General features: G+C 69.6%; 19 protein-coding genes. 7 read left to right on the top strand and 12 right to left on the bottom strand.

What is annotated here, in order from left to right:
- Positions 1–12: 12 nt before the first annotated feature.
- Entirely contained in the window at positions 13–2508 is a 2496-nt protein-coding gene (locus tag ASD30_RS15565) for a hypothetical protein (RefSeq protein ID WP_056683220.1), read from the top strand.
- Here the strand turns inward: ASD30_RS15565 and ASD30_RS15570 are convergent.
- Positions 2492–5032 (bottom strand): PEP/pyruvate-binding domain-containing protein, encoded by a 2541-nt coding sequence (locus tag ASD30_RS15570; protein WP_056683225.1) that lies wholly within the window; start codon positions 5030–5032, stop codon positions 2492–2494. The genes ASD30_RS15565 and ASD30_RS15570 overlap by 17 nt on opposite strands.
- Complete coding sequence (locus ASD30_RS15575; protein WP_056683228.1) at positions 5029–5982, bottom strand: DUF7064 domain-containing protein; 954 nt, start codon at positions 5980–5982, stop codon at positions 5029–5031. Before ASD30_RS15575 ends, ASD30_RS15570 begins: the two co-directional genes overlap by 4 nt.
- Before the next feature lie 123 nt (positions 5983–6105).
- Between ASD30_RS15575 and ASD30_RS15580 the strand changes: the two genes are divergently transcribed.
- Complete coding sequence (locus ASD30_RS15580; RefSeq protein ID WP_056683231.1) at positions 6106–6720, top strand: TetR/AcrR family transcriptional regulator; 615 nt, start codon at positions 6106–6108, stop codon at positions 6718–6720.
- Here the strand turns inward: ASD30_RS15580 and ASD30_RS15585 are convergent.
- From ASD30_RS15585 to ASD30_RS15610, 6 genes are read right to left on the bottom strand one after another with little or no spacing between them, the layout of a single operon-like run.
- The gene (locus ASD30_RS15585) at positions 6686–7174 is read right to left on the bottom strand and encodes an SRPBCC family protein (protein ID WP_056683235.1); all 489 of its coding nucleotides are present in this window, start codon (positions 7172–7174) and stop codon (positions 6686–6688) included. The two genes, ASD30_RS15580 and ASD30_RS15585, sit on opposite strands and share 35 nt — an antisense overlap.
- Positions 7171–8169, bottom strand: coding sequence for an alpha/beta hydrolase fold domain-containing protein (locus ASD30_RS15590; RefSeq protein ID WP_056683239.1), 999 nt, complete (start codon positions 8167–8169; stop codon positions 7171–7173). Before ASD30_RS15590 ends, ASD30_RS15585 begins: the two co-directional genes overlap by 4 nt.
- On the bottom strand, positions 8166–9035 hold the full coding sequence (locus ASD30_RS15595; RefSeq protein WP_056683242.1) for a short-chain dehydrogenase/reductase: 870 nt from the start codon (positions 9033–9035) through the stop codon (positions 8166–8168). The genes ASD30_RS15590 and ASD30_RS15595 overlap by 4 nt, the downstream gene beginning before the upstream one ends.
- Complete coding sequence (locus ASD30_RS15600) at positions 9032–10513, bottom strand: flavin-containing monooxygenase (protein WP_056683245.1); 1482 nt, start codon at positions 10511–10513, stop codon at positions 9032–9034. Before ASD30_RS15600 ends, ASD30_RS15595 begins: the two co-directional genes overlap by 4 nt.
- Positions 10514–10527: 14 nt before the next feature.
- Positions 10528–11592 carry a PDR/VanB family oxidoreductase gene (locus tag ASD30_RS15605; RefSeq protein ID WP_200951159.1) on the bottom strand — a complete coding sequence of 355 codons (1065 nt, stop codon included), beginning with the start codon at positions 11590–11592 and terminating at the stop codon, positions 10528–10530.
- An 8-nt stretch (positions 11593–11600) separates the two neighbouring features.
- Entirely contained in the window at positions 11601–12479 is an 879-nt protein-coding gene (locus tag ASD30_RS15610) for a metal-dependent hydrolase (RefSeq protein WP_056685093.1), read from the bottom strand.
- Between the two features lie 93 nt (positions 12480–12572).
- On the opposite strand from ASD30_RS15610, the gene ASD30_RS15615 reads away from it, so the two are divergent.
- A complete protein-coding gene (locus ASD30_RS15615) occupies positions 12573–13229 on the top strand; it encodes a TetR/AcrR family transcriptional regulator (RefSeq protein ID WP_162250983.1) in 657 nt (218 codons plus the stop codon).
- Between the two features lie 13 nt (positions 13230–13242).
- Here the strand turns inward: ASD30_RS15615 and ASD30_RS15620 are convergent, their stop codons facing one another.
- The 4 genes from ASD30_RS15620 to ASD30_RS15635 all read right to left on the bottom strand — a co-directional run bounded on the left by ASD30_RS15620 (position 13243) and on the right by ASD30_RS15635 (position 18297).
- On the bottom strand, positions 13243–14709 hold the full coding sequence (locus ASD30_RS15620; protein ID WP_200951160.1) for an aldehyde dehydrogenase family protein: 1467 nt from the start codon (positions 14707–14709) through the stop codon (positions 13243–13245).
- Complete coding sequence (locus ASD30_RS15625; RefSeq protein WP_056683257.1) at positions 14706–16250, bottom strand: acyl-CoA synthetase; 1545 nt, start codon at positions 16248–16250, stop codon at positions 14706–14708. Before ASD30_RS15625 ends, ASD30_RS15620 begins: the two co-directional genes overlap by 4 nt.
- Positions 16251–16285: 35 nt before the next feature.
- A complete protein-coding gene (locus tag ASD30_RS15630; protein ID WP_056683260.1) occupies positions 16286–17104 on the bottom strand; it encodes a crotonase/enoyl-CoA hydratase family protein in 819 nt (272 codons plus the stop codon).
- A 65-nt stretch (positions 17105–17169) separates the two neighbouring features.
- Positions 17170–18297 (bottom strand): acyl-CoA dehydrogenase family protein, encoded by a 1128-nt coding sequence (locus tag ASD30_RS15635; RefSeq protein WP_056683263.1) that lies wholly within the window; start codon positions 18295–18297, stop codon positions 17170–17172.
- 112 nt (positions 18298–18409) lie between these two features.
- Between ASD30_RS15635 and ASD30_RS15640 the strand changes: the two genes are divergently transcribed.
- The 4 genes from ASD30_RS15640 to ASD30_RS15655 all read left to right on the top strand — a co-directional run bounded on the left by ASD30_RS15640 (position 18410) and on the right by ASD30_RS15655 (position 26114).
- Entirely contained in the window at positions 18410–19291 is an 882-nt protein-coding gene (locus tag ASD30_RS15640; RefSeq protein WP_056683266.1) for an enoyl-CoA hydratase-related protein, read from the top strand.
- Positions 19284–19907 (top strand): TetR/AcrR family transcriptional regulator, encoded by a 624-nt coding sequence (locus ASD30_RS15645; protein WP_056683269.1) that lies wholly within the window; start codon positions 19284–19286, stop codon positions 19905–19907. Before ASD30_RS15640 ends, ASD30_RS15645 begins: the two co-directional genes overlap by 8 nt.
- 170 nt (positions 19908–20077) lie before the next feature.
- On the top strand, positions 20078–23875 hold the full coding sequence (locus ASD30_RS15650; RefSeq protein ID WP_082563866.1) for a heterodisulfide reductase-related iron-sulfur binding cluster: 3798 nt from the start codon (positions 20078–20080) through the stop codon (positions 23873–23875).
- Between the two features lie 313 nt (positions 23876–24188).
- Positions 24189–26114: a CocE/NonD family hydrolase gene (locus ASD30_RS15655; protein WP_056683272.1), complete on the top strand. Its 1926-nt coding sequence runs from the start codon at positions 24189–24191 to the stop codon at positions 26112–26114.
- Positions 26115–26209 lie beyond the last annotated feature (95 nt).

Below are 26209 nucleotides of genomic sequence, written 5' to 3' on the forward strand. Positions count from 1 at the left end.
GTTGTGCCCTACATGAAGTGGACGCCGAACCGTCACCACCTGCGACTCCTGCTCGCCGGAGGGATCGCCGCGGGGCTGGTCGCCAGCGCGATCACCGTGCCGACGTACTCCTTCACCCGGACGGCCTCGACGCAGCAGGCCTACGAGGACGCGCGACCGGTGCAGGCGGCCGACGGTCACTGGCACAAGCACGACCCGGCCCGCAAGAACGACCTCAGCCAGTCCGACGAGATCAGGCAGTCCGACGAGGTGAGTCCGAATGCCCGGTCCGCCGCCGCACAGGCCGACACCGCCGACCCGACCACCGCCGAGCAGGCGCGCAGGAACGCGGCGTACGCCGCCGGCAGCCGGTCCAGCACCGACCCCACGCTGGTCCGCGCGACTCTGCGCAGCCCGCGGCTGGCCGTGCCGGAGAACCGCTACGCCGTGGCCGGTGGCTGCTACACCCTGGCCGGCGCGCCGGTGCGGTTCCAGGCCACCGACCTCGGGGTGAACCTGCTCTACACCTCGAACTCTGCGTTCCTGACCGGCACCCGGTCGGGCGCGGTGACCGCGGCCGCGAAGCCGTCCGCCGACGCCGAGTGGATCACCCGCAAGACCTCGGCCGGCTTCACCTTCCAGCTGGCCGACGGCCGCTACCTCGCCGGCAACGGCACCATCACGGCCACGACCGCGAAGGCCTTCGCGTTGCGCACCACGACCGGTTGCCCGGCGTACCCCGAGGTCGACGTCGACGTCTCGGGCAACCCGCACGCCGGCACCACGTCGTTCCAGGAGGTGCGCGGCTACGTCGACGCCCACGTCCACGGCATGGCCTTCGAGTTCCTCGGCGGCAAGGTGCACTGCGGCCGGCCCTGGCACAAGTACGGCGCGCCGTACGCGCTGGAGGACTGCGCCGACCACAAGCTCACCGGAGGCAAGGGCGCGCTCCTCGAGGCGGTGCTCTCGGGCAACACCTCCCACGACCCGGTCGGCTGGCCGACCTTCAAGGACTGGCCGGCGCCGGAGTCGCTGACCCACGAGGGCACCTACTACAAGTGGATGGAGCGATCGTGGCGCGGCGGCCAGCGACTGATGGTCAACCTGCTGGTCGAGAACGGCAAGCTCTGTCAGGTCTATCCGATGAAGAAGAACTCCTGCGACGACATGGAGTCGGCCAAGCTGCAGGCCAGGGACATGCGGGCGATGGAGCGCTACATCGACGCGCAGTACGGAGGCCCCGGCAAGGGTTGGTACCGCATCGTCACCACGCCGTTCGAGGCGCGCAAGGTGATCAACCAGGGCAAGCTCGCGGTGGTGATGGGCATCGAGGTGAGCATCCCGTTCGGCTGCACGATGAAGCTCGACATCCCGCAGTGCAACCGGGCCTCGATCACCCGGCAGCTCGATGACCTCCACAACATCGGCGTGCGCCAGATGGAGCTGGTCAACAAGTTCGACAACGCGCTCTCAGGGGTGGCCGGCGACGAGGGCGCGGTCGGGGCCGTGGTGAACCTGGCCAACTTCCTCGAGACCGGCTCGTTCTGGAACATGAGGCACTGCGAGCCCGCCGACGGTGAGTCCGCGGACAAGACCCAGCTCGCGCTCCCCGACATCAGCGGCGGACAGCAGGACGCCCTGTTCGGTGCGGTCGCGCAGGTCGCCGGGATCGGCCTCCCGGCGCTGCCGCTCTACGGCACACCACTGCACTGCAACCAGCGTGGGCTGACCGACCTGGGCGGCTTCGCGATCGAGCAGCTGATGGCGAGGAAGATGCTGATCGACCCCGACCACATGAGCGTGAAGGGCCGCAGCGCCACCCTCGACCAGCTCGAGGAGGCACGCTACTCGGGCGTCGTGTCGAGCCACTCGTGGTCGACGCCCGACGCCTACCCGCGCATCTACAGGCTGGGCGGCTTCGTGGCGCCGATGGCCGGCGACTCCACCGGCTTCATGAAGAAGTGGAAGCGCCACCTCGGCTGGGCCGACAGGCGCTACTACTTCGGCTTCGGCTTCGGCGCCGACATCAACGGGCTCGCCGAGCAGGGCCAGCCGCGCGGGGCCGACGCCCCGGACAAGGTGACCTATCCCTTCGCCGGGCTCAACGGGGTCTCGATCGGCAAGCAGCACAGCGGCGAACGCGTCTACGACGTCAACGTCGACGGCGTGGCCCACTACGGTCTCTACCCGGACTGGATCGAGGACCTGCGGCGACTCGGTGGCGCCACCGACGGCGCGGCCATCGTCGAGGACCTGACCCGCGGCCCCGAGGCCTACCTCCAGACCTGGGAGCGCGCACAGGGCATCAAGCCCGACTCGTGCCGCAACCCCGGCCTGCGTCGTACGCCGACCGCGGTGAAGCGCCTCGTGCGCCCGGGCATGACCACCACCGCGGTGATGAAGGCGGTCGGTCAACCGTTCACGCGGCTCGGCACGACGTACGGCATCTGCGCGCGTACGTCGACCGAGCCCAACGTGCGCATGACGATCACATTCACCAGGGCAGGACGGGTCAGCTCGGTTCGCTGACCACCCGCACGAAGCCCCGGGTGCCGTCGACCTCGACGGTGGTGCCGGTCGGCAGCGCCCTCAGCGCGTCGGGCAGGCAGGTCACCGTCGGGATGCCGTACTCCCGGGCCAGGATCGCGCCGTGGCTGAGCACGCCACCGGTCTCGGTGATGAGGCCGGCGATGATCGGGAAGACGCTGGTCCAGCCGGGATCGATGTTGGAGGCGACCAGGATCTCGCCGGGCCGCACCGCGGAGAGGTCGGCCAGGGTGGGCACCACCCTGGTCGGGCCCTCGACCAGTCCGGCCGACGCGGCCAGCCCGGGCAGCGCGCCCTCGGGCAGGTCGCCGACCGGCGGGATCCGCCCCTCGGTCGGGACCTCGTCGAAGAGGAAGGTCGCGGGCAGCTTGTTGCCGTGCAGCGCCCAGTGCGCGCGCGCGTCCTCGACGTACGCCGCCAGCTCGGGGTCGTCGACCGGCCCTGACGTCGCGAGCAGTGACTCCAGCCGGTCACCGGTGAGCAGGAAGATGTCCTGCTCGTGCGGAAGCGCACCGCGGGCGACGAGGCGCCGCCCCTGCTCGAGCAGCAGCTGGTGCACGTGCGACAGGAGGTAGTCGAGGTGGTAGCGCTGGTTCTCGCGGTAGACCGTGTACTCCTGGCTGAGCCTCAACACCTTGGTCAGCACCCGCTTGCGGAGCCGCCCACTCAGGCCGCGACCCGCCGCCGCGAGCACCCGCTGTTCGGCATCGACCCGGCGCGTGGCCGCCTCGTGCTCGAACTCGGCGGGACTGGTGCCGGCCTCGACCGCGGCCACCTGGGCACGGACGAGGCTGAGCACGAGTGAGGGCTGCTCGGCCCACCGCTCGGCGGAGATCTCACGACTCGAGGACCGGTGGCCGTGGGTGGCGAGGAAGCCGTCGAACCCGGCCCAGAACGCAGAGTCGGCGGTGGCGTCGCGCACCTCGTCGTACGACGCGTCGGAGCGCAGTGCCTCGAGCAGCCCCGGCTCCTGGCGCACCGAGGCGCCCAGGTCGTAGAGGTCCTGGTTGATCTCGGCGGTGCGGGTGCCGGGCAGGCCGCTGATCAACCGCTGGAACGTGTCGGCCGGCTCCTCGGGTGCCCACGAGCGCAGCAGCTTGGCGAGCAGCGCGTGGATGATCGGCGCATGCTGGGCCATCCCCCAGCGGATCACCCGGAAGTGGTTGCGGCCGAGCTCGTGGATCAGGTCCAGTTGGCGCTGCCACTCCTCATGGGTGAGTGCCGCGAAGTCCTGGTCCATCAGCGGGACGACCTCGTTCTCGATCCTCTCGCAGTGCTGGTCCATGGCGCCCGGGTTGACCGTGATCGGCCCGCGGCCCTTGTCCTTGCGAGGTGCCCGCAGGGTGCGCAGCAACAGCTTCGGCTCGAACTTAGCGGTCCGCACCTTGTCGGCCCAGGTCGAGTCGAACCACGCGGTCAGCGGACCCTCGCGGTCGGCCAGCGGCACCGCGCGGGCCAGCTCGATCGCGTAGTCGCCGTTGAGGTAGATGTAGCCGTTGTGGCGGCGCAGCTTGCTCATCTCGACGATGCGCCTGCGGCCCTGGAGCTCGGCGACCTCGTCCATCTGGGGGCCGATGATCCACGGGATCATCAGGTCGTTGCCCAGTGGGGACACGTAGTCGGCGAGGTACTCGTCACCGAAGCGGCGGGTCCACACCTCCTTCGGCTCGCGCGGCGGAAGCCCCGTGATCGGCCGGTCCTGCAGCACGTAGAGGTGGCCGCCCTCGATCGCCCACTCGATGTCGCGACGCGCACCGATCGCGGCGGTGACGTCGTGCTCGAGCGTGTGCAGGGCCTTGAGGTCACGCTCCTCCAGGCAGCGCACGGCGCGGCGCTCGGCAGGCACCTCGCGTTCGGCGACCCCACCGATCCCGGTCGGGTGCAGCTCGATCTCCTTCGCGCCGATGCGCTCGGTGAGCACCTCGCCGGACTCCCGGTCGAGCACCAGGTGGTCAGGGTCGGTGCGCCCGGACACGACGGCCTCGCCGAGCCCCCAGGACGCGTCGATCACGATCTCGTCGTCGAAGGGACGGAGCGGGTTCTCGGTGAGCATCACGCCGGCCACGTCGGCCCGGATCATGCGCTGCAGGATCAGGGCGATGCCGGAGCGCTCGGTGGCCTGCTGCGACCGGTAGGCCTCGGCGCGGTCGGTGTCGAGTGCCGACCAGCACTCCTCGACGGCGGCGGCGAGGGCGTCGACGGAGTCGATTCCCATCACGGTCTCGTAGACCCCGGCGAACGAGGCGTCGGCCAGGTCCTCGGCCACTGCGGACGAGCGCACGGCCCACTGCGAACCGGGGAACTCGGCCGTCGCCTCGGCCCACCAGTCGGGCAGCGCCTCCTTGAGGCAGGTCGCCCGGGCCTCACTGTCCAGCGACACCGGCGCGGGCACCACCCAGGCCTCGGGCACGTCAAGCTCGGCGGCCAGCAGTCGCACCAGGCCGGCCCCCTTGCCGCCGATCAGCTCCAGGTCGGCACCACTCGCGGCGGTCAGTCGCGCGATCATCGACGACTCCCCTTCTTGGCCAGGGCGAACACCGGCAGCAGCCTGGGCAGTCGCTTGGCGATGCCGAGGGGGCTGACGTGGTGCGCGTGCTCGAGGACACCCACCCCTCGGCGTACGACCCCGTCGATCTCGGTCCGGAAGGACGCGTGGGTCTCCTCGATGAAGAGCTTGTTCTTCAGCAGGGGCACGCTGCCGAGCGCGGTGGCCTCGATGACGTACGCCGTACCGTCCTCGACGCTCACGTGCAGGGTGGCCGACTTCGGCAGGTGCGGGGCCAGCCACGTGTAGTCGATCTCGACGGCGGTGACGTGGCGGACCTGGCCGGCGTCGTAGACGAAGCCGACCGGCGTGCTGGTGCCGTTGATGTCCGTCCGGGTCGCGTTGAAGGAGAGGTCGGGGCCGAACTGGCACGCGATCCAGTCCCAGCCGGTGATGCCCTCCCACTCCCGCACGCCCCACGACTTGTCGCGCTGGCCGAGCCCGTCGATCACGTGCGTCACGCCGTCGAAGGTGGCCGTGCCGGTGACGGTGCCGGACTGCTCGAAGTGGTGCTGGATCTCGTCGGCGTCTCCGGGGAACCCGTGGTGGAAGTCGACGATCGGGGTGAAGGCGGTCCACGTCAGGTCAAGGCGGTCGCCGAGCTGGATCCGCCAGGACCGGCCGGCCTCGAGCATCGTGTAGGTGAGGTCGCCGACCTGCAGTCCGCCCTCGGGTGGGCCGTCGAGCTGGCCGGGTTCGACGGTGGTGCCGACCGAGGCGTAGACGTGCTCGGCCTTGCCGTCGCGCTGGGTCACCACGACCGCATCGGCCTTGCCTGATGCGGGATTGAAGCCGATCCGGGTGAGACCGAAGGTGCTCTCGTCGGTGGTGGCCCAGTTGAAGTAGAAGCTCTCCTGCCAGTCCGGGTCGGTGCCGGGCTGGTGGAGGTTCTCGTCCTGGAGAGTGATCACGGGGTGACTCCGAATGCTTAGTTGACAGTCGTCAATTAATGATGTGGCAACTGTGCTGCGTTAGGTTGACATCTGTCAAGTAACTTCCCCGATAGAGTTCCGCCCGACCAGAGGAGAGACCACATGCGGCCACGCACCGTCGAGGACCCACAGCTCCTCGACCTGCTGCTCGAGGCCTTCGCGGACCTCGGGTACGACGGCACCTCGGTGCGCGCCCTGTGTCGCCATCTGGGGGTCAGCCACAACATGATCCACCAGCGTTTCCAGTCCAAGAACGCTGCGTGGCATGCCGCGGTGGAGCACGCGTTCGCCACCCTGAACGCGGCGATGTGGGACCCCGAGCCCGAGGTCGACCCGGCCGACCCACTCGAGGCAATCCGCGAGGTGATGGTCCGCTTCGTCGATGCCACGATCGCCCAGCCGGCCCTGGCCAGGATCATCCATCAGGAGGCGGCTCGCCCCGGCCCGCGCTTCGACCACATGCTCACGCACCACATCGAGCCGGTGCAGCAACGCGCGATCGACGCCTTCGCCCAACTCCAGGACGCCGGTCTCGTGCGCTCAGGCCCGGTGCCCGCGGCGTACTTCTTCCTGAGCACGTGGGGCATCGGCGGCATGGCGTCGTCACAGCAGCTGGCCAGGCGCGTCGGCTTCCCCGGCGACGACCCCGTCGAGTCGGCCTACCTGGCCGTCGACATCCTGATCAGCGGGCTTCGAGCTTCTTCTTCAAGCCGTTGATCATCGACCCGACGGCCAATGACAAGCCCTGCTTGACGATCACGGCACTCGGCCCGGCGAACTTGGCCACCTCGACCGCGACGGTCCAGGTCAGCTTCGACCCGGTGGGCGTCGACTCGACGACGTAGTCCTCGGCGAAGCGGCGGATGCCGGGCTTGGTCGACTCGGTCACCGCGAACGTCATCCGCTCGTTCTCGTCCCAGCGGTAGAACTTCTCACGCACGGTCACCGCGCCACCGACGGTGACCTCGCGGATCGTGCCCACGCCGTACGGCCGCTCGCCCTGCCACCGCACCTTCGTGGCACCCGGCCCCCAGGAGACGACCGCGTCGTCGGCGGCGAGCGCCTGCCACAACGTCTCGACGGGCACGGGAACCTCGATCACCTTTGTGGTGATCGCCGGGGCGGTGCGCAGGAAGGCGTCGTCAGCGGGGTCGAGGGGATACCAGGTCATTGGGCGATCCTTTGCGAGCTGGAGGACGGAGTGACGACATCTTCGTCGATGCAGGAGCGCAGGAAGCTGGCGGCCCGGCGGAGGGCTCTGCGCGCCTCCGGCACGACTCGGTACATCGTGACGTAGGAGTGCACCTGGCCGCGCGAGACGATCAGCTTGTTGAGCACGCCGGCGCGGGTGAGGCGCGCGTGCAGGGCCACCGAGTCACCGGCGAAGCACTCGGTGCCGCCGACATGGGTCTGGATCGGCGGGAACGTGCGCAGCAGGCGCAGGCTCGTCGTCAGGGGTGAGAGGCGCGGGTCGTGGTAGTCGCCGCCACCGGGGTGGAAGACCTCGGCACAACGCGCCGCGAAGGTCGGGGTCAGCACGGGATCCGGCGCCTGCGCATCGCGGCGTACGGCCTCGGTCAGCGCCGGGTCGAGAAGCGGGGAGAACAGGGTGACGCCAGCCGGCATCGGTCGGTTCTGCTTGGCGAGCGTGACCAGCAGGCCCATCGCCAGGTGACCACCGGCGGAGTCGCCCGCCACCACGATCTGGTCGGCCGGGTAGCCCTGCTCGAGCAGCCAGTCGTAGGCCGCGAGGGCATCGTCGAGGGCTGCCGGGAACGGGTGCTCGGGAGCCCGGCGGTAGCCGACGGCCAGCACGGGCAGGGCGGTCAGCACCGAGAGCGGCTCGGTCACGCACCGGTAGGCGCGCGGCGAGGAGGCCACGTAGCCCCCGCCGTGGAAGTAGATGACGGCGCCGTCGTCGGCCGTGCGGGCGTTGCGGGCCCGCACCCACTCGCCCGAGAAGCGAGCCGTGGACACCGGCTCGACCTGGGCCGTTCCGGGCCAGCCGGCAAGCACTCCGCTGGCGGCGATGGCGCCACGCAGGTAGCGCAGCTGCGCGCCCTCGAGTCGCAGATGGTCGATCTGCGGCCGCACGACGAGCCGCGCACCGGCGACCACGGCCCTGCTGGTGAGGCTCGGCCCCAGCAGCTTGAGAAAGCGGTTCACTGCTCCGACTCCGCGCGGGCCTCGAGGTCGCGCACCATCTCGTGCACCCGGCGGTCGCGGGCGAGCACCCGGTCGACACCGGCGTTGAGCACCCCGCGGAACAGGGAGTACGGCACCCAACGGGCCGGGGCGACCGTGGCGGCGGCGCGGCCGGCGATGCCGTCGGCGATCGACTCGGCGGCGGCGTCGGCCGAGATGCGGTGGTTCAACGGCCAGCCGAGCAGCTCGTCGAGACGGCGGCCCATCGGGTCGTCGTCGAGGGTCGCGGTGGCCAGGGGTGTGTCCACGAAGCCGAAGTAGGCCACGCCCGCGCTGGCCCCGTGGGGCGCGAGCTCGAGCTTGAGGGCACGGCCGATCTGCTCGGCCGCCGCCTTGCTCGACATGTAGCCGACGCCCCCGACGCCGGGCGAGAAGGCGGCGCACGAGGCCACCACGACGACATGCCCCTTGGCCGCGATCACCGCGTCGAGCGCGGGCTGCACGGTGTTGAGCACCCCGGTCTGGTTGATCGCCACGACGCGGTCGTAGTCGGCCAGGTTCATGGTGCGGATCGTGGCCGGCGGCGGGGTCACCCCGGCGTTGGCGACCACGACGTCGAGCCGGCCGTGGTGCTCGACCACGCGGGCCACCGCGGCAGCCATGGCGTCACGGTCGGTGACGTCGGCGGTGATCGGCAGGACCCGCGCACTCCCCAGGCCCAGTGCGGCTTCCTTGAGGCCGACCTCGTTCACGTCGACCATCGCGACCGACGCACCCTGGTCGTGCAGTCGTCGGGCCAGGGCCAGGCCGATGCCCTGCCCCGCTCCGGTGATCAGCACGACCTTGCCGCGGACGTCGTACGCCGGCTTGCCGAAGAGGCCGCTCATGCCGGGACCCCTTCCTTCGCCACGCGTCGTGCGACGTAGTGGTCGAGGTCGACCGTGCTGGTGCGGGCCCGGAAGCCGGCGGAGAAGCCGGGGTAGTGGGTGAAGTTCCGACCGGTCGGGCTCAGGTAGTAGCTGTGGCAGCCGCCGGTGAGGAAGACCGACTTGCTGAGCCCCTTGTCGGCCCACTCGAGGAACTCCTGCTGCGCCTCGGCCGTCACCTCGAGTGAGCGAAGGTCGGCTCGTTCCATCTCGCGCAGGGCCTCGACGATGTAGTGCACCTGGTCCTCGATCGTGATCACCGCCGACGTGTAGACGCCGGAGTTCGGGCCGAGGATCAGGAACAGGTTCGGGAAGTCGTGCAGCGTCGTGCCGAGGTAGGCCGCCATCTCGCCCTCACGCCACCGGTCACCGATGCTGACGCCACCGCGACCGTGGACCAGGTCGAAGCCCGGGTGGTCGGTCATCCGGAACCCGGTGCCGAGAATGATCGTGTCGAGCTCGTGCTCGGTGCCGTCGGCCGTGACGATGCCGCGCTCGGTGATCTCGACGATGCCGTCGCTGACCACGGTGGCGTTGTCGGCGGTCAGCGCCGGGTAGTAGGCGTTGGAGAAGGTCGGCCGCTTGCAGCCCACGGCGTACGACGGTGTCAGGCGGGCCCTCAGCTCGGGGTCCTTGACCTGCTTCTTCAACAGCGCACGGGCCATCAGCTCGAGCGGCTTCTGCAGCTTCGGCTCGTGGATGAACCCGGGCACGAGCGCCTCGAAGGTGAACTCCCAGGCCTTGCGGGCGGCCTTCTGGGCACCGGGCACCCTGCGGTAGACCGTCTGTGTGACCTTGCTGACGGGGCGATCCGGGTGCGGCAGGATCCACGTGGGGGTGCGCTGGAAGACGGTCAGGTGACCGGCCTGTGGCTGCACGCGCGGGATGAACTGCACCGCGGAGGCGCCGGTGCCGATCACGCCGACCCGCTCGCCGTGCAGGTCGTGCTCGTGGTCCCAGGCCTGGGAGTGGAAGACGGTGCCGGTGAAGGTGTCGAGGCCCGGGATGTCGGGCACCGCCGGTGCACTGAACGGGCCGATCGCGCCGACCAGCACCTGCGCGGTCAGGTCGCCCGCGCTGGTGGCGATCCGCCACAGTTGCGCGTCGTCGTCCCACGAGGCGTCGGTGACCTCGGTGTGGAAGCGCACGTGGGGCAGCACGTCGTGGTCGACGGCGCAGCGGTGCATGTAGTCCTTCAGCTCGGACTGCAGCGGGTAGAGCCGGCTCCAGTTCGGGTTCGGCGAGAAGGAGAAGGAGTAGATCAGGGACGGCACGTCGCACTGGGCGCCCGGGTAGTCGTTGATCTGCCAGGTGCCCCCGACTGCGCCGGCCTTCTCGAGCACGACGAAGTCGTCGATGCCCTCCTGCTTCAGCCGGATCGCGGTGCCGAGGCCACCGAATCCGGCACCGATGATGGCGACTCGCACGTGTTGGCTCATCAGGTTCCCTCGCTTCACAGGTCGATGGTGAGGCTGTCGCCAGCGGCGCGCGAGACGCAGATCAGCATCGAGTCGTCGCGCTCGGCGGGCCGCAGCTTGGTGTCGCGGTGCTCGACGTCGCCCTTGAGGACGGCGTGCTTGCAGGAGCCGCAGAAGCCCTGCTGGCACGAGTAGCGCACGCCCGGCACCTCGCGACGGATCGCGGCCAGCGCCGACTCCTCGGCGCCGACCGGAACGGTCACTCCGGTGCGGGCAAGGTGCACCTCGAACGGGCGGCCGCCCACCACGGGCGGAGCGGAGAACCGCTCGCTGTGCAGCGACCCGGTCGGGTTCAGCGTCGGCTGCAGAACGCGCGCGGCATCGATCAGCGGGGTCGGCCCGCAGACGTAGATCGCGGCGCCCTCGTCGGCGCGAAGGAGCAGGTCGGCGACATCGGGCACGCCGAACTCGTCGTCCGGCCGGAGCTCGAGCTGCCCGCCCCCGAGACTCCGCAATTCAGAGAGGAAGGGCATCGTGGCGAGCGAGCGCCCGACGTACACCAGCTTCCAGCTGGCGCCGCGGCGTGCGGCCTCGCGCACCATCGGCAGGATCGGGGTGATGCCGATGCCGCCGGCGACGAACAGGTAAGACTCGACGTCGATGAACGTGAAGGCGTTGCGCGGCCCGCGCACGGTCAGCACGTCGCCCTGAGAGAGGCGGTGCATGGCCAGCGAGCCGCCCCCGCCCTCGTCGATGCGGCGTACGGCGATGCGGTAGCTGGTGCGGTCGGCCGGATCGCCGCAGAGGGAGTACTGCCGCTGCGCGCCCGAGGGCAGGAAGACGTCGAGGTGTGCGCCCGGCACCCAGGCCGGCAGCGACTCACCGTCGGGCCGGCGCAGGGTGAAGCTGACGACGTCGTCGACCTCGCGGGTGACCGCGTCGATGACGAGCTCGAGGTCGAAGCCGGTGCGGCGGACGGGCTTCGACCGCGAGAGGTACGGCGCGGCGGAGCTGGCCGCGAAGAGTGCGGAGTAGGCCTGGGCGCCCCTGGCCAGGGCCCGGAGCCCGCGTGAGGGCTCGCTGGATCGCTCGGACGTCATCGTCGCCATCAGAGACCGCTCGCGGCGGGCGACTGGGCGAGATAACGCACGGCCTTGTCGATCGGGCCCATCTGCGACGGGTGGAAGCCGGGACGGAGGTATTGCGGGATCTCCTTGAAGATGAACTTCAGGCCGGGCATGAGGCCCCTGCGGGTGTCCTTGACGAACGCGATCGGCCACGCCCACTTGGAGCCCTTGACGTTGGGGTCGTTGGCATACATCCAGCTGGAGGTGTAGAGCCACAGCGCGAGCAGTCCGCCCGAGGCGAGCAGCGCCGTACGCACCCGGCGGGCGTAGCTACCGTCGACGTACTGGAACACGTCGTAGGCGACGTTGCGGTGCTCCATCTCCTCGGCGCCGTGCCAGCGGAGCAGGTCGAGCATGGTCGGGTCGACACCGATCTCGTCGAACGTGCGGTTGTCGAGCAGCCACTCGCCGACGGTGGCGGTGAAGTGCTCGGCGGCGGCGTAGATGCCGAGGCGCTCGTGGAACCACGCCTCACCGGCGCGGCCCTTCAGGCCGTGGTCGCCGAAGACCTGGTCCATCAGGAACTCCATCAGCCGCATGATCTTGGGGATGTCGAAGCCGTTCTCCTGCAGATGGATCCGGAACGACTCGTGCGAGCTGGCGTGGGTCTCTTCCTGGCCGATGAAGCCGACCAGCTCCTCGGCCAGACGCGGGTCGTCGATCTGCGGCAGCGCGCGACCGAGCACGTCGGCCATCGCGCGCTCACCCTCGGGCAGCACCAGGTGCATGACGTTCCAGAAGTGCGTGGCGTAGGGGTGGCCGGGGATGTACTCGGTCGGCACGTCTGTCCAGTCGAAGGACACGTCTCGAGCGTGGATCGCCAGCGCTTCGTCGGAGTACGCCTGCTTCGTGGTTGACATCGTCATTCCCTCCAGATCAACGGGTCATCCGACTGTAACAAAGCAACACTTATTGTTGCAATGATTCAGGGAAGGTCGCGTATGCTCGTCGTCATGAAGGACGCCCTGAGCCGTGCCGTGACCGCGGTCGCCGACTCCGCGGGCCCTGACGACGCCGCACGCCGGTCGCCCGAGACCCAACGCATCCTCGACGCGGCACTCGAGCAGTTCGCCGAGTTCGGCATCAAGCGCACGACCATCGGCGACATCGCCCGCACGGCCGGCATCGACCGGGTGACGGTCTACCGCCGGGTCGGCAACAAGGACGCCGTGATCCAGGCCGTGGTCACCCGCGAGGCCAGCCGTCTCTTCGAGCTGGTCGCGGCCACCGCGCGTCGCGGCACCACGATCGAGGAGCGCGTCGAGCTCGGTTTCACCTCGATGATGGAGCAGGTGCGCGGCAACGCGATGCTGGCCCGCATGCTGCAGGTCGAGCCCGAGACCGTGCTGATGCAGCTCACGACCGACGGCAGCCTGCTGGTCACCGGCGCCACGGTGGCCACCCTCGGCTTCTTCGACGAAGCCGTCCAGGACGGCCTCCTCGACTCCACCGACGGCATGGAGGCCGCGGCCGAGCTCCTGGTGCGCATCGTGCACTCCTACATGCTCACCCCGCGCGCCCTGGTCGACCTCGACACCCACCAGAAGCTGCGTGACTTCGCCCGCGCCCACCTCGTGCCGATGGTGCTGCGCGAGATGTCCCAGCGCTGACCTCAGGGCGCGCTCAGAGCCCGTGCCGGACCCCGAGCACCTTCTTCATCAGGGGCATGACGTGACCGGCCCTCCGCAGGGTGATCAGCTCGAAGCCGGGCAGCGCGAACTTCTGGCGGACGACGCCACGCGGCCGGGCGAACTCACGCAGGCCGTCGGCGCCGTGGACCCTCCCAAACCCACTGGCGCCGACGCCTCCCATCGGCACCGCTCCCATGCCGGCAAAGGCGATCACCGAGTTGATGGTGACCTGCCCGGCGCGCACCCGATCGGCGATCTCGTCGCCGTGCGCACGTGAGAAGACCGACGCGCTGAGCGCGTAGTCGTGGTCGTTGACGAGGGTGACCGCCTCGTCGAGGTCGTCGACGCGGCGGAGCGTCACCGTGGGGCCGAAGGTCTCCTCGCGTACGGCGACGGCGTCCTCGGGCAGGTCGGTGATGACGATCGGCTCGATCAGGCGCTCACCGATCGAGTCGGGTCCACCCTTGAGGAACGTCGCCCCTCGCTCGACCGCGTCCGCGACGTGCCGGCGTACGACGTCGACCTGGGCCGGCATCGTCATCGGGCCGTAGGTCGCGCCCTTCCCCGTGCCCGGACGCACCCCCTCGAGCTCGCGCAGCAGGGCCGCCTCGAACGCATCGGCCACGTCCTTCACGACGTAGACCCGCTCGACGCCGACACAGGTCTGGCCGGAGTTGGTGAAGGCACCCCAGGCCACGGCGCGGGCCGCAGCCTTCACGTCGGCATCGGCGGCCACGATCACCGGGTCCTTGCCGCCGCACTCGAGGACGACCGGGGTGAGCGTCTCGGCGCACTGGGCCATCACCCGCTTGCCGGTGCGGGTCGACCCGGTGAAGCCGATCTTGTCGACTCCCGCGTTGCACAGTGCCGCGCCGGTCTCGCCGAAGCCGGTGACCAGGGACAGCACCCCGGCCGGCGCGTCGGGGTTGGCCGCGGCGAACGCGTCGACGTACCACCGACTCACGGCGGGCGTGAACTCGCTCGGCTTCAGCACCACCGTGTTGCCGGCCGCGAGGGCGAACGCCACGGCGCTGTTGGGCGCGTAGAGCGGGTAGTTCCACGGACCGATCACGCCGACCACGCCCAGAGGGTCGTAGTCGACGCGTGCGGCGTAGTTGGAGAACAGCGGCCCGGGGTTGACCTTGTGGGAGCGCAACACCTTGCCGGCATTCCCGGCTGCCCAGTGCAGGTGCTCGACCGTGAGCACGACCTCGAGCACGGCGTCGTCGAGGGGCTTGCCGTTCTCCCGGTGGATCAGGTCGGCGACCTCGTCGACGCGGCGCCACATGTGCCTGCGCCACGCGGCCAGTCGCGCGGCCCGGCCGTCGAAGCCCAGCTCACGCCACCACGTCGACGCGGTGCGCGCCGTGGCGACGACGGCGCGGACGTCGTCCTCGCCCATCACCGGGAAGGAGTCGACCAGCGCGTCGTCGGCGGGGGCGAGCGAGTCGAGGCTCACGCGTCGGCCAGGTCGACGGATCGGGCGTAGGAGTCACGCAGCTCGCGCTTGAGCACCTTGCCGGCGCCGCTGATCGGCAGCTCACCCACGAAGTCGAAGCTGCGGGGCGTCTTGTAGCCGGCGATGTGCTCGCGCGAGTGGGCCTGCAGCTCCTCGGCGGTCACGGTCTTCTCGGGCGCCAGGACGACGCACGCGTGCACGCGCTCGCCGTACTTCTCGTCGGGCAGGCCGATCACCGCGACAGCGGCGACGGAGGGGTGCTTGCTGAGCGCGCTCTCGACCTCGGCCGAGTAGACGTTCTCACCACCGGTCACGATCATGTCCTTGATCCGGTCGACGACGTAGACGAAGCCGTCGGCGTCGATGTAGCCGCCGTCGCCGGTGAAGTACCAGCCGTCGCGCAGGACGGCGGCGGTCTCCTCGGGCTTGTTCCAGTAGCCCTGCATGACGTGGCCGCCACGCACGCAGATCTCGCCGACCTCGCCGGCCGGAAGGTCGTTGCCCTCGGCGTCGACGACCTTGATCTCGGAGTGCGGAGCCGCACGCCCACCGGAGCGGAGGTACTGGTCGTGGTGGTCCTGCGGCAGCAGCAGCGTCGCCACGGGAGCGACCTCCGTCATCCCGTAGGCCTGGGTCATCCGGATGCCGGGGAAGGCGTCCATGGTGCGCTGCAGGACGCCCTCGGAGATGACCGAGCCGCCGTACAGCATGCGGTCCATCGACGACAGGTCGTAGTTGGGCACGTCCGGGTGGTCGACGAGCATCTGGATCATCGTCGGCACCAGCAGGACGTCGGTCACCCGGTGCGTCTGTACGGCGTTGAGCACCGCCGCCGGCTCGAAGAACGGCACCATCACGTGGGTGCCACCCAGGGCGACCTGGCCGGCCCACGCGGCGAGGTCGGCGAGGTGGAACATCGGCGCCGCGTGCAGGAAGACCGCACCTTGGCCGAGGAGCTCGCCGCTGGCCACGGTGCCCAACGCCGACGTGGTCATGTTGGCCTGGGTGAGCATCACGCCCTTGGGGAAGCCCGTGGTGCCGCCGGTGTAGAAGATGCCGGCCAGGTCCTCGCCGGAGCGGCGGGCGTCCTCGACCGGCTCGGCCTCAGTCAGCAGGGATTCGTAGGAGAGCATTCCCTCCGGCGTCGGGCCGTCGCCGCAGTGGATCAGCACGGTCAGCTCGGGACAGTTCGGCGTGAGCGCCGGTGCCATCGGCGCGAAGGCGTCGTCGATCAGCAGCACCTTCGTGCCGGAGTCCTTGAGCGAGTAGGCGATCTCGGCCGGGCTCCACCGGATGTTGATCGGGTTGACCACGGCGCCGGCCCACGGCACGGCGAGGAGGTACTCGGCGTACCGGTCGCTGTTGAGCGACAGCATGCCGACCCGGTCGTTGTCGACGACGCCCAACGACTGGAGGGCCCCGGCGAGCCGCGCGATGCGGTCACCGTGCACGGCGAAGGTCCGGACCCGGTCACCGAAGATGGTGGCGGGCTTGTCCGGAGTGGCCTGGATGGCGCGGTGCAGTCCTTGGGTGAGGTACATGTCGGTCTCCTGTGTCGCGATTCTCGGTGGTGGTCTCAGTTGCCGTGGAACTTCGGTGTGCGCTGCTGCGCGAACGCGGCCATCGCCTCGTTCAGGTCCGCACTGGGGAGGAACGCCGCGTTCCACGTCGAGACGTGGCGCAGACCGGCCGAGATCCGGTGCTCACGCTCCTCGTTGAGGACCTGCTTGGTGCCCTGCACGGCCAGCGGCGCGTTGGCGGCGATGTCGTTCGCCATCGCCCGTGCCCCGGCCAGCAGTTCTTCGTGGGTGTCGAACACCCGGTTGACCAGGCCGATGCGTTCGGCCTCGCCGGCGTCGATGTCCTTGCCGGTCAGGGACAGCTCACGCAGGTGGCCCTCGCCGATGACGCCGACCAGCCGGTGCAGACTGCCGACGTCGGCGACGATCGCCACCTTCGCCTCGCGCACGCTGAAGACGGCGTTCGCACTGGCCAGGCGGACGTCGGCAGCACTGATCAGGTCGACGCCTCCACCGATGCACCAACCCGAGACGGCCGCGATCACCGGCTTGCGGCAGGCAGCCACCGAGGTCACGGCAGCCTGCAGCCGCCTGATCTCGCCCATGAACCTGGTGCGCGCACGAGCCCGGGCGCCGGCACCCGGGCCGAGGGCCTCGACCCACCGCGGCATCATCTCGTGCAGGTCGAGACCGACGCTGAACGACTTCGCGTTGCCAGTGAGGACGATTGCGCGCACGTCGTCGTCGGCGTCCAGAGCTTCGAACACGAGCGGGAGCTCGCGCCAGAACGCCTCCCCCATCGCATTGCCCTTGCCCGGACCGAGCAGCGTCACCTCGGTGACGTGCCCGGTCTGCTCGACCCCGAAGGCCTCCATCAGGGGGCCAAGCGGTCGTGCGGGAATGATTCGGTGCTCACGATGAGCGGTCCTTCCGTCGGGGGTCAGAGCGAGCGCGCGATGAGTTCCTTCATCACTTCGTTCGCGCCGGCGAGGATGCGCAGCACGCGCACGTCGGTGTAGATGCGGGAGATCGGGTACTCGTCCATGTAGCCGTAGCCGCCGAAGAGCTGCAGGCAGCGGTCTGCGACCTCGGTGGCCCGGTCCGAGATCCAGTACTTCGCCATCGAGGCCTCGGTCGCGTCGAGCCCTCCGTCGATGTGCTTCTCGATGCACTGGTCGAGGAAGGCGCGGTTGACCCGCGAGATGGTCTCGCACTCGGCGAGCTCGAAACGCGTGTTCTGCAAGGCCATCAACGGCTTGCCGAAGGCGTGACGCTCCTTGGTGTAGGCCACGGTCAGCTCCACGGACTTCTCGATCTGCGCCTGGGCGAGGATCGCGGTGATCAGTCGTTCCTGCGGGAGCTGCTCCATCATCTGGTAGAAGCCGTGGCCCTCCTTGGGGCCGAGCAGGTTGGCCTGCGGGACGCGCAGGTCCTCGAAGGCAAGCTCCGCGGTGTCCTGGTCCTTCTGGCCCATCTTGGCGAGCACGCGGCCACGGGTGAAGCCGGGAGTGTCGTCGTCGACCTCGGCCACGATCAGGGAGATGCCCGCCGCGCCGTCCTCGTCACCCGTCTTGGCGGCGATCACCAGCAGGTTGCACAGGTGGCCGTTGGAGATGAAGGTCTTGGCGCCGTTGATGACGTAGTCGTCGCCGTCCTTGACCGCGCGGGTCTTGATCGCCTGGAGGTCGGAGCCGGTGCCGGGCTCGGTCATCGCGATCGAGAGCACCCACTCACCGCTGCACACCTTCGGCAGCCAGCGCTGCTTCTGCTCGTCCGTCGCGTACGCCGCGAGGTAGTGGGCCACGATCCCGATCGAGACCGCGAAGCCCATGGAGGTGTCGCCGGTCCGCACCTGCTCCTCGAGCAGCACGGCCTCGGCCGCGAACGACGCGCCGCCGCCGCCGTACTCCTCGGGCAGGGACATGCCGACCAGGCCGAGCTCGCCGGCCTTGAGGTAGGCCTCACGGCTGGCGTGGCCCTGCGCGCGGTGTTCGTCGGCTCGGGTGAGCACCTCCTTGCCGAAGTACGTCGCCGCGAGGTCGCGCACGGCCTCGAGGTCGTCGGTCATCCAGTCCGGTCGGGTGGAACGGGAAGTCGTTGTTGTTGGCACGGCGCCAATAGTGCCCTACTGTTGGCAGTCGGTCAACAAGAACTTCGAAAGAGCGAAAGCAGGCAGGCCAATGAACACCCGCGAGTACGCCGACATCACCTACGCAGTCGAGGAGCGGATCGCCACGATCACGCTCAACCGCCCCCAGGCCCGCAACGGCTACACGCTGACCATGGCCGACGAGCTCAACGACGCGCTCAACCGCGCGGACCACAACGAGGACGTGCGCGTCGTCGTACTCACGGGGACCGGTGACCACTTCTGTGTCGGTGCCGACCTGTCGGGTGGAGGGTTCGACGTCAACGAGGAGGGCAGCGACGCGGGGGCCTGGCAGGAACCTGCCGGGCGGTGCTCGAAGCGGGTCCACACGATGGACAAGCCGGTCATCGCCGCGATGCGGGGCGCTGCCGTCGGGGCAGGCGTGACCATCACGCTGGCCTGCGACTTCCGACTCGCCTCGACCGACTCGAAGTTCGGCTTCGTCTTCGGCCGGCGCGGCATCTTCCCCGAGGGCGGCTCCGCCTGGTACCTACCTCGTCTGGTGGGCATGACCAAGGCCCAGGACTGGATGATCAGCGGCCGGGTCTTCGGCGCCGACGAGGCGCTCTCCTCCGGCCTGGTCACCTCGGTCCACGCTCCGGAGGACGTGCTCGAGGCGGCGTACGTCGTGGCCCGCGACCTCCGCGACAACACCGCGCCGGTGTCCGTCGCCGTGATCCGCCAGATGCTGAACCGGCTCAGCGGCGAGGCCACCCCCTTCCCCGCCCACGAGGTCGACTCGCGCCTGATCGCCGGCCTGCCGACCAACGTCGACGCCATCGAAGGCGTGATGTCCTTCCTCGAGAAGCGCCCGCCGGTCTTCACCAACACCGTCACGAAGGACCTTCCGGAGTGGCTCCCCTGGCTCGACGAGAACGCGACAGGGCAGACTGCTCCGGGTGAACATGGCTGAGCCGAGATGGCGCCGACTGGGTGCGGACCAGCGCCGCGAGGAGATCCTCGCCTGCGCCCAGCGCCTGTTCACCGAGCGCTCGTACGCCGAGGTGTCGACCACCGACATCGCCCGTGAGGCGGGTGTCGCACGGGGGCTGCTCAACCACTACTTCGGCACCAAGCGCGACCTCTACCTCGAGGTCGTGCGCGAGGCGGCGACGGTTCCACTCGTGGCCGTGGAGTCGATCCCCGAGGGGCCACTCGACGAGCGGATCGCTGCGGCCGTGGTGTGGTTCCTCGACGCCTTGCAGGAGCAGGGCTCGAGCTGGATCAACGTCGGCGTCGGCCGCGAGCCCGATCTCGACCGCATCCTCGCCCGGGCCGAGAACGACTCCGTCGACCGCCTGATGCAGCTGCTCGGCCTCGACACCGAGATCGAGCACCGCAAGCAGGTGCGGGCCGTGATCCGCTCGTTCGGCCAGCTCGCCCGCGGCGCCGGGCGCGAGTGGCTGGTTCGCAAGGCCCTGACCCGCGCCCAGGTGCAGCTGCTGCTCACCGAGAGCCTGCTGACGATCATGCGCGACGTCCTGCCCAATGCCTTCGGGACCTCGCCGCCCCGCTCGGGTCAGGCGTAGAACGCGGGCGGTTCCCCCTGCCGGCAACGTGGTTACCAGCAAGTAGGATCACTCTCACACAGCGGGACCACTGACGCGGGAGCAGCCGCGGGAATAGGGTGCCCGAGAACAAGGTGCACAGCGATGCGCCCGGGTGTGCCAGAGGTTTGACGACGAGGAGCAGTTCTTTCATGCAGATCTTCGCCATTGTGGTGTCGTTGGCCGTCACGGTTGTCGCCGTGGTGCTGACCACCCGAGCAGTCCGGGCCATGCTCGGCACGATCCGGATCGGCCAGCCGGCGCTCGGTCGCACCGACCGACCGGCGGCCCGCACCGTGACCATGCTCAAGGAGACCTTCCTCCACACGCGCATGTTGCAGTGGACGTGGGTCGGCATCCTGCACTGGTTCGCCTACGCGGCCTTCCTGGTGCTGTCGACCGCGGTGCTGCAGGCGTTCTTCCAGCTCTTCAAGGCCGACTTCGCGTGGCCGATCATCGGCCACTGGGCGCTCTACGAATGGGTCTGCGAGTTCCTCGGCCTGCTCGGCGCCCTGGCGATCATCCCGCTCTCGATCTACCGCCAGATCAAGCACCCCAAGCGCCTGGGCCGCCAGAGCCGCTTCTTCGGCTCCACGATGTGGCAGGCCTACTTCGTCGAGGCGATGGTGTTCTTCGAGAGCATCGCGATCCTGTTCATCCGTGGCGCCGAATACAAGTACGTCGACCACGCCGAAGCGTCGCACTTCCCGATCAGCCAGCTGTTCAGCCACCTCTACCCGGACTCCAAGTCCTCGCTCGAGAACATCATCTTCTTCATCGCGATGCTGAAGATCGTCTCGGCGATGGCCTGGCTGATCGTGATCTCCTCCAACCTCACGATGGGTGTGGCCTGGCACCGCTTCACGGCCTGGTTCAACATCTGGTTCAAGCGCGACTCCTCCGGCCGTACGGCGCTCGGCGCACTGAAGCCGCTGACCTCCGGCGGCAAGGCGATCACGCTCGACGACATCGATGACCTCGACGAGGACTCCCGACTCGGCGTCGGCAGCATCACCGACTTCTCGTGGAAGGGCATCCTCGACTTCACCACGTGCACCGAGTGTGGCCGTTGCCAGTCGCAGTGCCCGGCCTGGAACACCGAGAAGCCGCTCTCCCCCAAGCTCCTGATGATGGGCCTGCGCGAGCACGCCTACGCCACCGCGGGCACGATCAACGCCGGCACCGAGGGCACCGACGGCTTCGATGCGGAGGCTGCCGAGAAGTCCCTGATCGGCAAGGCAGAGCCCGGCGAGGGCGGCACCGTCCAGGACTGGTTCTACAACCCCGAGGGTGCCGACTTCGTCATCGACGAGGACGTCCTCTGGTCGTGCACGTCGTGTGGCGCCTGCGTGCAGCAGTGCCCCGTCGACATCGAGCACGTCGACCACATCGTCGACATGCGCCGCTACCAGGTGCTGGTCGAGTCGAACTTCCCCGCCGAGCTCAACGGCCTCTTCAAGGGCCTCGAGAACAAGGGCAACCCCTGGAACATGTCCGCCACGGCGCGCATGGACTGGGCCAAGGACCTGCCGTTCGAGGTCAAGGAGGTCGGCAAGGACCTCGAGGACCTCGAGTCCGTCGACTGGCTGTTCTGGGTCGGTTGCGCCGGCGCCTACGAGGACCGCGCGAAGAAGACCACGCGCGCTGTCGCCGAGCTGCTCGACATGGCCGGCGTGACGTTCGGCGTACTCGGCAACGGCGAGACCTGCACCGGCGACCCAGCCCGCCGGGCCGGCAACGAGTTCGTCTTCCAGGGCCTGGCCCAGCAGAACGTCGAGACGTTCAAGGAGTTCAAGGTCAAGAAGGTCGTCTCGACCTGTGCCCACTGCTTCAACACCCTCAAGAACGAGTACAAGGACTTCGGCATCGAGCTCGAGGTCGTGCACCACACGCAGCTGCTGAACCGCCTCGTGCGCGAGGGCAAGCTGACCCCGATCAAGGAAGGTGCCGGCGCCGAGAAGCGGTCGATCACCTACCACGACCCCTGCTTCATCGGTCGTCACAACGGCGTCTACACCCCGCCGCGCGAGCTGCTCCAGATCCTGCCCGGTGCCGAGGTCAAGGAGATGCCCCGCAACTCCGAGAAGTCCTTCTGCTGTGGCGCCGGCGGTGCCCGCATGTGGATGGAAGAGACCATCGGCGAGCGGATCAACGTCAACCGCACCAAGGAAGCCGTCGCGACCGGCGCCGACCAGATCGCGGTCGGATGCCCGTTCTGCCGCGTGATGCTCTCCGACGGCCTCACCGCCGAGCAGGCCAACGGCGGTGCCCGCGAAGAGGTCGAGGTTCTCGACGTCGCGCAGATGCTGCTCGCGTCGGTCAAGGGCGAGGTCGCCACCCGCGTCCGCAAGCCCGCCGCCAAGAAGGAAGCGGTTCCGGCCGCGAAGCAGGACGCCGCGACCCAGGCCGAGCCTGCCGCCGGCGACGTCACCCAGACCGCCAACACGGTCACCGACACCGAGGACGTCGGCCCGGCCGCGAAGGCCTCGGGCGGCTCGTCCCTGTTCGACACCCCCGCGGACAAGCCGGCAGAGAAGCCTGCCTCGGGTGGCTCGCTCTTCGACACCCCGGCCGACGAGCCTGCTCCGGCCGCGGAGAAGCCTGCCACGTCAGGAGGCTCGCTGTTCGACGTCGCACCCGACGCCCCGGCGGAGAAGCCTGCCGCCAAGGCGGAGCCGAAGGCCGAGCCGTCCAGCGGTACGACGGATCTCGGCGCCGGTGGCTCGCTGTTCGACGTCGCGCCTGACGCCCCGGCGGAGAAGCCGGCGGCCAAGACCGAGTCGGCACCCGCCGAGTCGGCTCCGGCGCCCGACCTGGGTTCCGGTGGCTCGCTGTTCGACATCCCGGCCTCCGAGCCCGCGGCTCCCGCGGCGAAGTCGGAGCCCGCGGAGACCGAGCCGGCGAAGGCCGAGGCACCCACCGAGGCTCCGGCAGCACCTGCTGCCGCGTCGACCGGCACCGCGTCGACCAGCACCGCGTCGACGCCGAAGACCGACGTCGACCTCTCCAGCGGCGGCTCGCTCTTCGACATCCCCGCCCCCGAGGCGACCAGCGTCGAGAAGCCCGCAGCCCCGGCAGCGACTGAAGCTGAGGCGGCACCTGCCGCAGATGCCCCGGCCGACGAGCCCACCGAGGCACCCCCTGCCCCGGCAGCTCCGGCCGCCGCCTCGACCAGCACCGCCTCGACCAGCACCGCGTCGACGCCGAAGACCGACGTCGACCTCTCCAGCGGCGGCTCGCTCTTCGACATCCCCGCCCCCGAGGCGACCACCGTCGAGAAGCCGGCGGCAGAAGCCCCGGCCGAGACGACGACTGTCGCCGAGGTCCAGACCGAGGCACCCGCCGAGGTCGCGACCGATGTTGCTCCCGCCGAAGAGCCTGCTGACCCGGTGGAGCCGGCTGCAGAGGTTGCTCCGGCCGAGGAGCCTGCCGAGGCTGCTCAGGTCCCGGCAGCCCCCGCCGCTGCGACGTCCACAAGCGCGTCTGCGCCGACGACCGACGTCGACATCTCCAGTGTGGGCTCGCTGTTCGACATCCCGGCACCCGAGGCAACCACGGTCGAGAAGCCGGCAGCACCGGCCGATTCGGCCGAGGAGCCTGCCACCGACGAGGCACCGGCAGAGGCGGTCGCGAGTGCCGAAGCCGAGCCGGTCGCCGAAGCGGAGCCGGTCGCCGAAGCAGCACCTTCCGGCGCCGAGGTGTCACAGGCGGCCAGCGCGGCTTCGCCCGAGTCGGCCACGGAGACGGACCCGGAGACGATCCTCGACGCCGACTACGCACCGGCTGCAGAGGCCGACGTACCGGCGCCGGCGTCCGACGCCGGGGACAAGCCGGCCGAGGACGAGCCGGTCGAGGACGAGGGCGCCGAGGCACCCGCGAAGCCGAAGGGTGAGGAGAACACCCCGAAGCAGGCCAACATCAACGAGGCGAGCTCACTCTTCGACCTCTGAGGTAGCCGCAGCGCCACGATGGCACCGGATTCTTCCACCGACTGGAAGCGGTCCGGTGCCATCGTCAATTTCACGGGTCCTGCCCTTGACGCGATCACGCGGACCCCACGGTTGGCCCGGGTTCTGCGGCGGGTTGCCCCACGGGGGCTGGTTCTGGTCGGACACAGGGGCCTCCGGAGGTGTGGGCGCCCAGCCACTGAATGCGGCGACGCCCGCTGAGTGTCCTTCACGAAGCCGGTTTCAAACCCGATGACCTTTGACCGCAACGCTCGTTGGACGTCGCAGTGGGTTCGTCACACCCGAAAGGTGCCCCATGCGCTCTCGTCGCACGTTCACGGTCCTGTCCACCGTACTGGCCGGCCTCTCGCTCACCGCGGCCGCGACGCTGGCCCCGGCAGCAGCCACGCAGGCACCAGCGCCTGCGCCTGCGCTCGCCCGGGCCGCCGACACGTGGACGCCTCGCGGTGAGGACTACACCGACACCGTCACCCTCACGGACCTGGCCATCCCCATGTCGGACGGCGTGATCCTGCGCGGCGACCTCATGGTGCCCGCCGGCCCCGACGGGAAGGCGATCGACGAGAAGCTGCCCGTGGTCGTCACCATCACGGCGTACAACAAGACCTTCCAGCAGTACGGCGGCGGGCTGGCCGGCGGCGACGCGTCGTACCTCGTCAAGCGCGGCTACGCCCAGCTGACCGTCGACGCACGCGGCACCGGCAGCTCCGAGGGCACGTGGCAGGCGTTCGCAGCACGTGAGAACAAGGACGCCGGCGAGGTCATGACGTGGGCCCACGAGCAGAGCTGGTCCAACGGCAACACCGCGATGACCGGGCCGTCCTACATGGGGATCAGCCAGATCTGGGCGGGCTCTGCGCAGCCGCCCGGCCTCAGGGCACTGTTCCCGCAGGTGCCGGGCGCCGACGTCTACCGCGACGTCGTGGCCTCCGGGGGACAGCTCGACGTCGGGTTCATCCCGCTGTGGCTCGGCCTGGTCACCGGCACCGGGATCATCCCGCCGGCCGTGACCGCCAGCGACCCGGCCTCCGGCATCGGCGCCCTGCTCTCACACCTCAGCGGTGCCCTCACCTTCACGACTCCGCTGCTGCTCGACGCGGTGCTCGGCCAGGAGCCGGCGTACGACGGGGAGTTCTACGAGGAACGCAGCTCGATCAACGTGGTCGACAAGGTCAATGTGCCGACGTTCTTCGTCTCCGGCGAGTACGACCTCTTCCAGCGGGGCACCCCGCTGCTCTTCGAGAACCTGCAGCAGCGCGGCGTGCCGACCAAGATGGTCATCGGCCCGTGGGACCACCTGCAGGGCTCGTCGGGCGCCGACATCGACCAGGCCGGGTACGGCGAGCTCGGCGAGCTGCAGCTGCGCTGGTTCGACCACTACGTCAAGGGCATGCCCGACCCGACCCTCGACTCGGACATCGCGCCGTTGACCTACTACGAGCAGGGCTCCGGCGACTGGCGCACCAGCCAGAGGTGGATCGGCCCGCAGCTGCAGGCGACCAGCTACCGTCTTTCCGGTTCGGCCATCACCGGCGCGAAGAACGGCGGTCTCACCACGGGTACGCCGACCGCCGGCACCGCCGACGTACTGCCCCTCCCGGTGGCCGGCCTGTGCACGCGCTCGATGAACCAGTGGACCGCCGGACTGCCCAACGCGACCGGCCTGGCCAGCCCGTGCCTGGAGAACAACGCGCTCAACGACAAGGCGGGCGTCGTGTTCGAGACCGAGCCGGTCACCACGCCGGTGTCGATCCAGGGCCCGATCAACGCCCGGCTCTACGTGTCGAGCACCAGCGGCGACGGCATGCTGTCGGTGGCGGTCGAGGACGTCGCACCCGACGGCACCGTCTCTCGATTGACCGGCGGCTGGCAGGTGATCTCGTTCCGCGAGCTCGACACCTCGAAGTCGCGGTACCTCGACGGCAAGCTGATCCAGCCCTTCCACCCGTTCACCAGGGAGTCGAAGAGGAAGCTGCTCGGCGGCGCCGTCGAGCCGGTCGACGTCGAGGTCTTCCCGACCGGTGCGCAGATCCAGAAGGGCCACCGACTGCGGCTCGCCGTGCAGTCCTTCGACATCCCACACCTGCTGCCGACCCTGCCCGACCTGCTCGGCAGCCTGACCGTGATGAAGATCCACACCTCGGCGGCCTACCCCTCCGAGCTCACGTTGCCCACGATCAGGCCGTCCGCTTCCACCGCTGTCTCGCGGATCCGCAGGTAGCGCGCCCACCGAATGTGAGATCTGTGTCGGTCCCACAGCCGCTTCACGACACATTTCCCACTCCCGGCGCGCCATGACGCCACCGTGACACCAAC

The organism is Nocardioides sp. Root140 (assembly GCF_001426745.1).
Classification (GTDB): domain Bacteria; phylum Actinomycetota; class Actinomycetes; order Propionibacteriales; family Nocardioidaceae; genus Nocardioides.

Bases quoted from the DNA above. Each gene is read 5' to 3' on its own strand.
- ASD30_RS15565 (WP_056683220.1), top strand. From the start codon at position 13: ATGAAGTGGACGCCGAACCGTCACCACCTGCGACTCCTGCTCGCCGGA.
- ASD30_RS15570 (WP_056683225.1), bottom strand. From the start codon at position 5,032: ATGATCGCGCGACTGACCGCCGCGAGTGGTGCCGACCTGGAGCTGATC.
- ASD30_RS15580 (WP_056683231.1), top strand. From the start codon at position 6,106: ATGCGGCCACGCACCGTCGAGGACCCACAGCTCCTCGACCTGCTGCTC.
- ASD30_RS15585 (WP_056683235.1), bottom strand. From the start codon at position 7,174: ATGACCTGGTATCCCCTCGACCCCGCTGACGACGCCTTCCTGCGCACC.
- ASD30_RS15595 (WP_056683242.1), bottom strand. From the start codon at position 9,035: ATGAGCGGCCTCTTCGGCAAGCCGGCGTACGACGTCCGCGGCAAGGTC.
- ASD30_RS15600 (WP_056683245.1), bottom strand. From the start codon at position 10,513: ATGAGCCAACACGTGCGAGTCGCCATCATCGGTGCCGGATTCGGTGGC.
- ASD30_RS15605 (WP_200951159.1), bottom strand. From the start codon at position 11,592: ATGACGTCCGAGCGATCCAGCGAGCCCTCACGCGGGCTCCGGGCCCTG.
- ASD30_RS15610 (WP_056685093.1), bottom strand. From the start codon at position 12,479: ATGTCAACCACGAAGCAGGCGTACTCCGACGAAGCGCTGGCGATCCAC.
- ASD30_RS15615 (WP_162250983.1), top strand. From the start codon at position 12,573: ATGAAGGACGCCCTGAGCCGTGCCGTGACCGCGGTCGCCGACTCCGCG.
- ASD30_RS15625 (WP_056683257.1), bottom strand. From the start codon at position 16,250: ATGTACCTCACCCAAGGACTGCACCGCGCCATCCAGGCCACTCCGGAC.
- ASD30_RS15630 (WP_056683260.1), bottom strand. From the start codon at position 17,104: ATGGAGGCCTTCGGGGTCGAGCAGACCGGGCACGTCACCGAGGTGACG.
- ASD30_RS15635 (WP_056683263.1), bottom strand. From the start codon at position 18,297: ATGACCGACGACCTCGAGGCCGTGCGCGACCTCGCGGCGACGTACTTC.
- ASD30_RS15640 (WP_056683266.1), top strand. From the start codon at position 18,410: ATGAACACCCGCGAGTACGCCGACATCACCTACGCAGTCGAGGAGCGG.
- ASD30_RS15645 (WP_056683269.1), top strand. From the start codon at position 19,284: ATGGCTGAGCCGAGATGGCGCCGACTGGGTGCGGACCAGCGCCGCGAG.
- ASD30_RS15650 (WP_082563866.1), top strand. From the start codon at position 20,078: ATGCAGATCTTCGCCATTGTGGTGTCGTTGGCCGTCACGGTTGTCGCC.
- ASD30_RS15655 (WP_056683272.1), top strand. From the start codon at position 24,189: ATGCGCTCTCGTCGCACGTTCACGGTCCTGTCCACCGTACTGGCCGGC.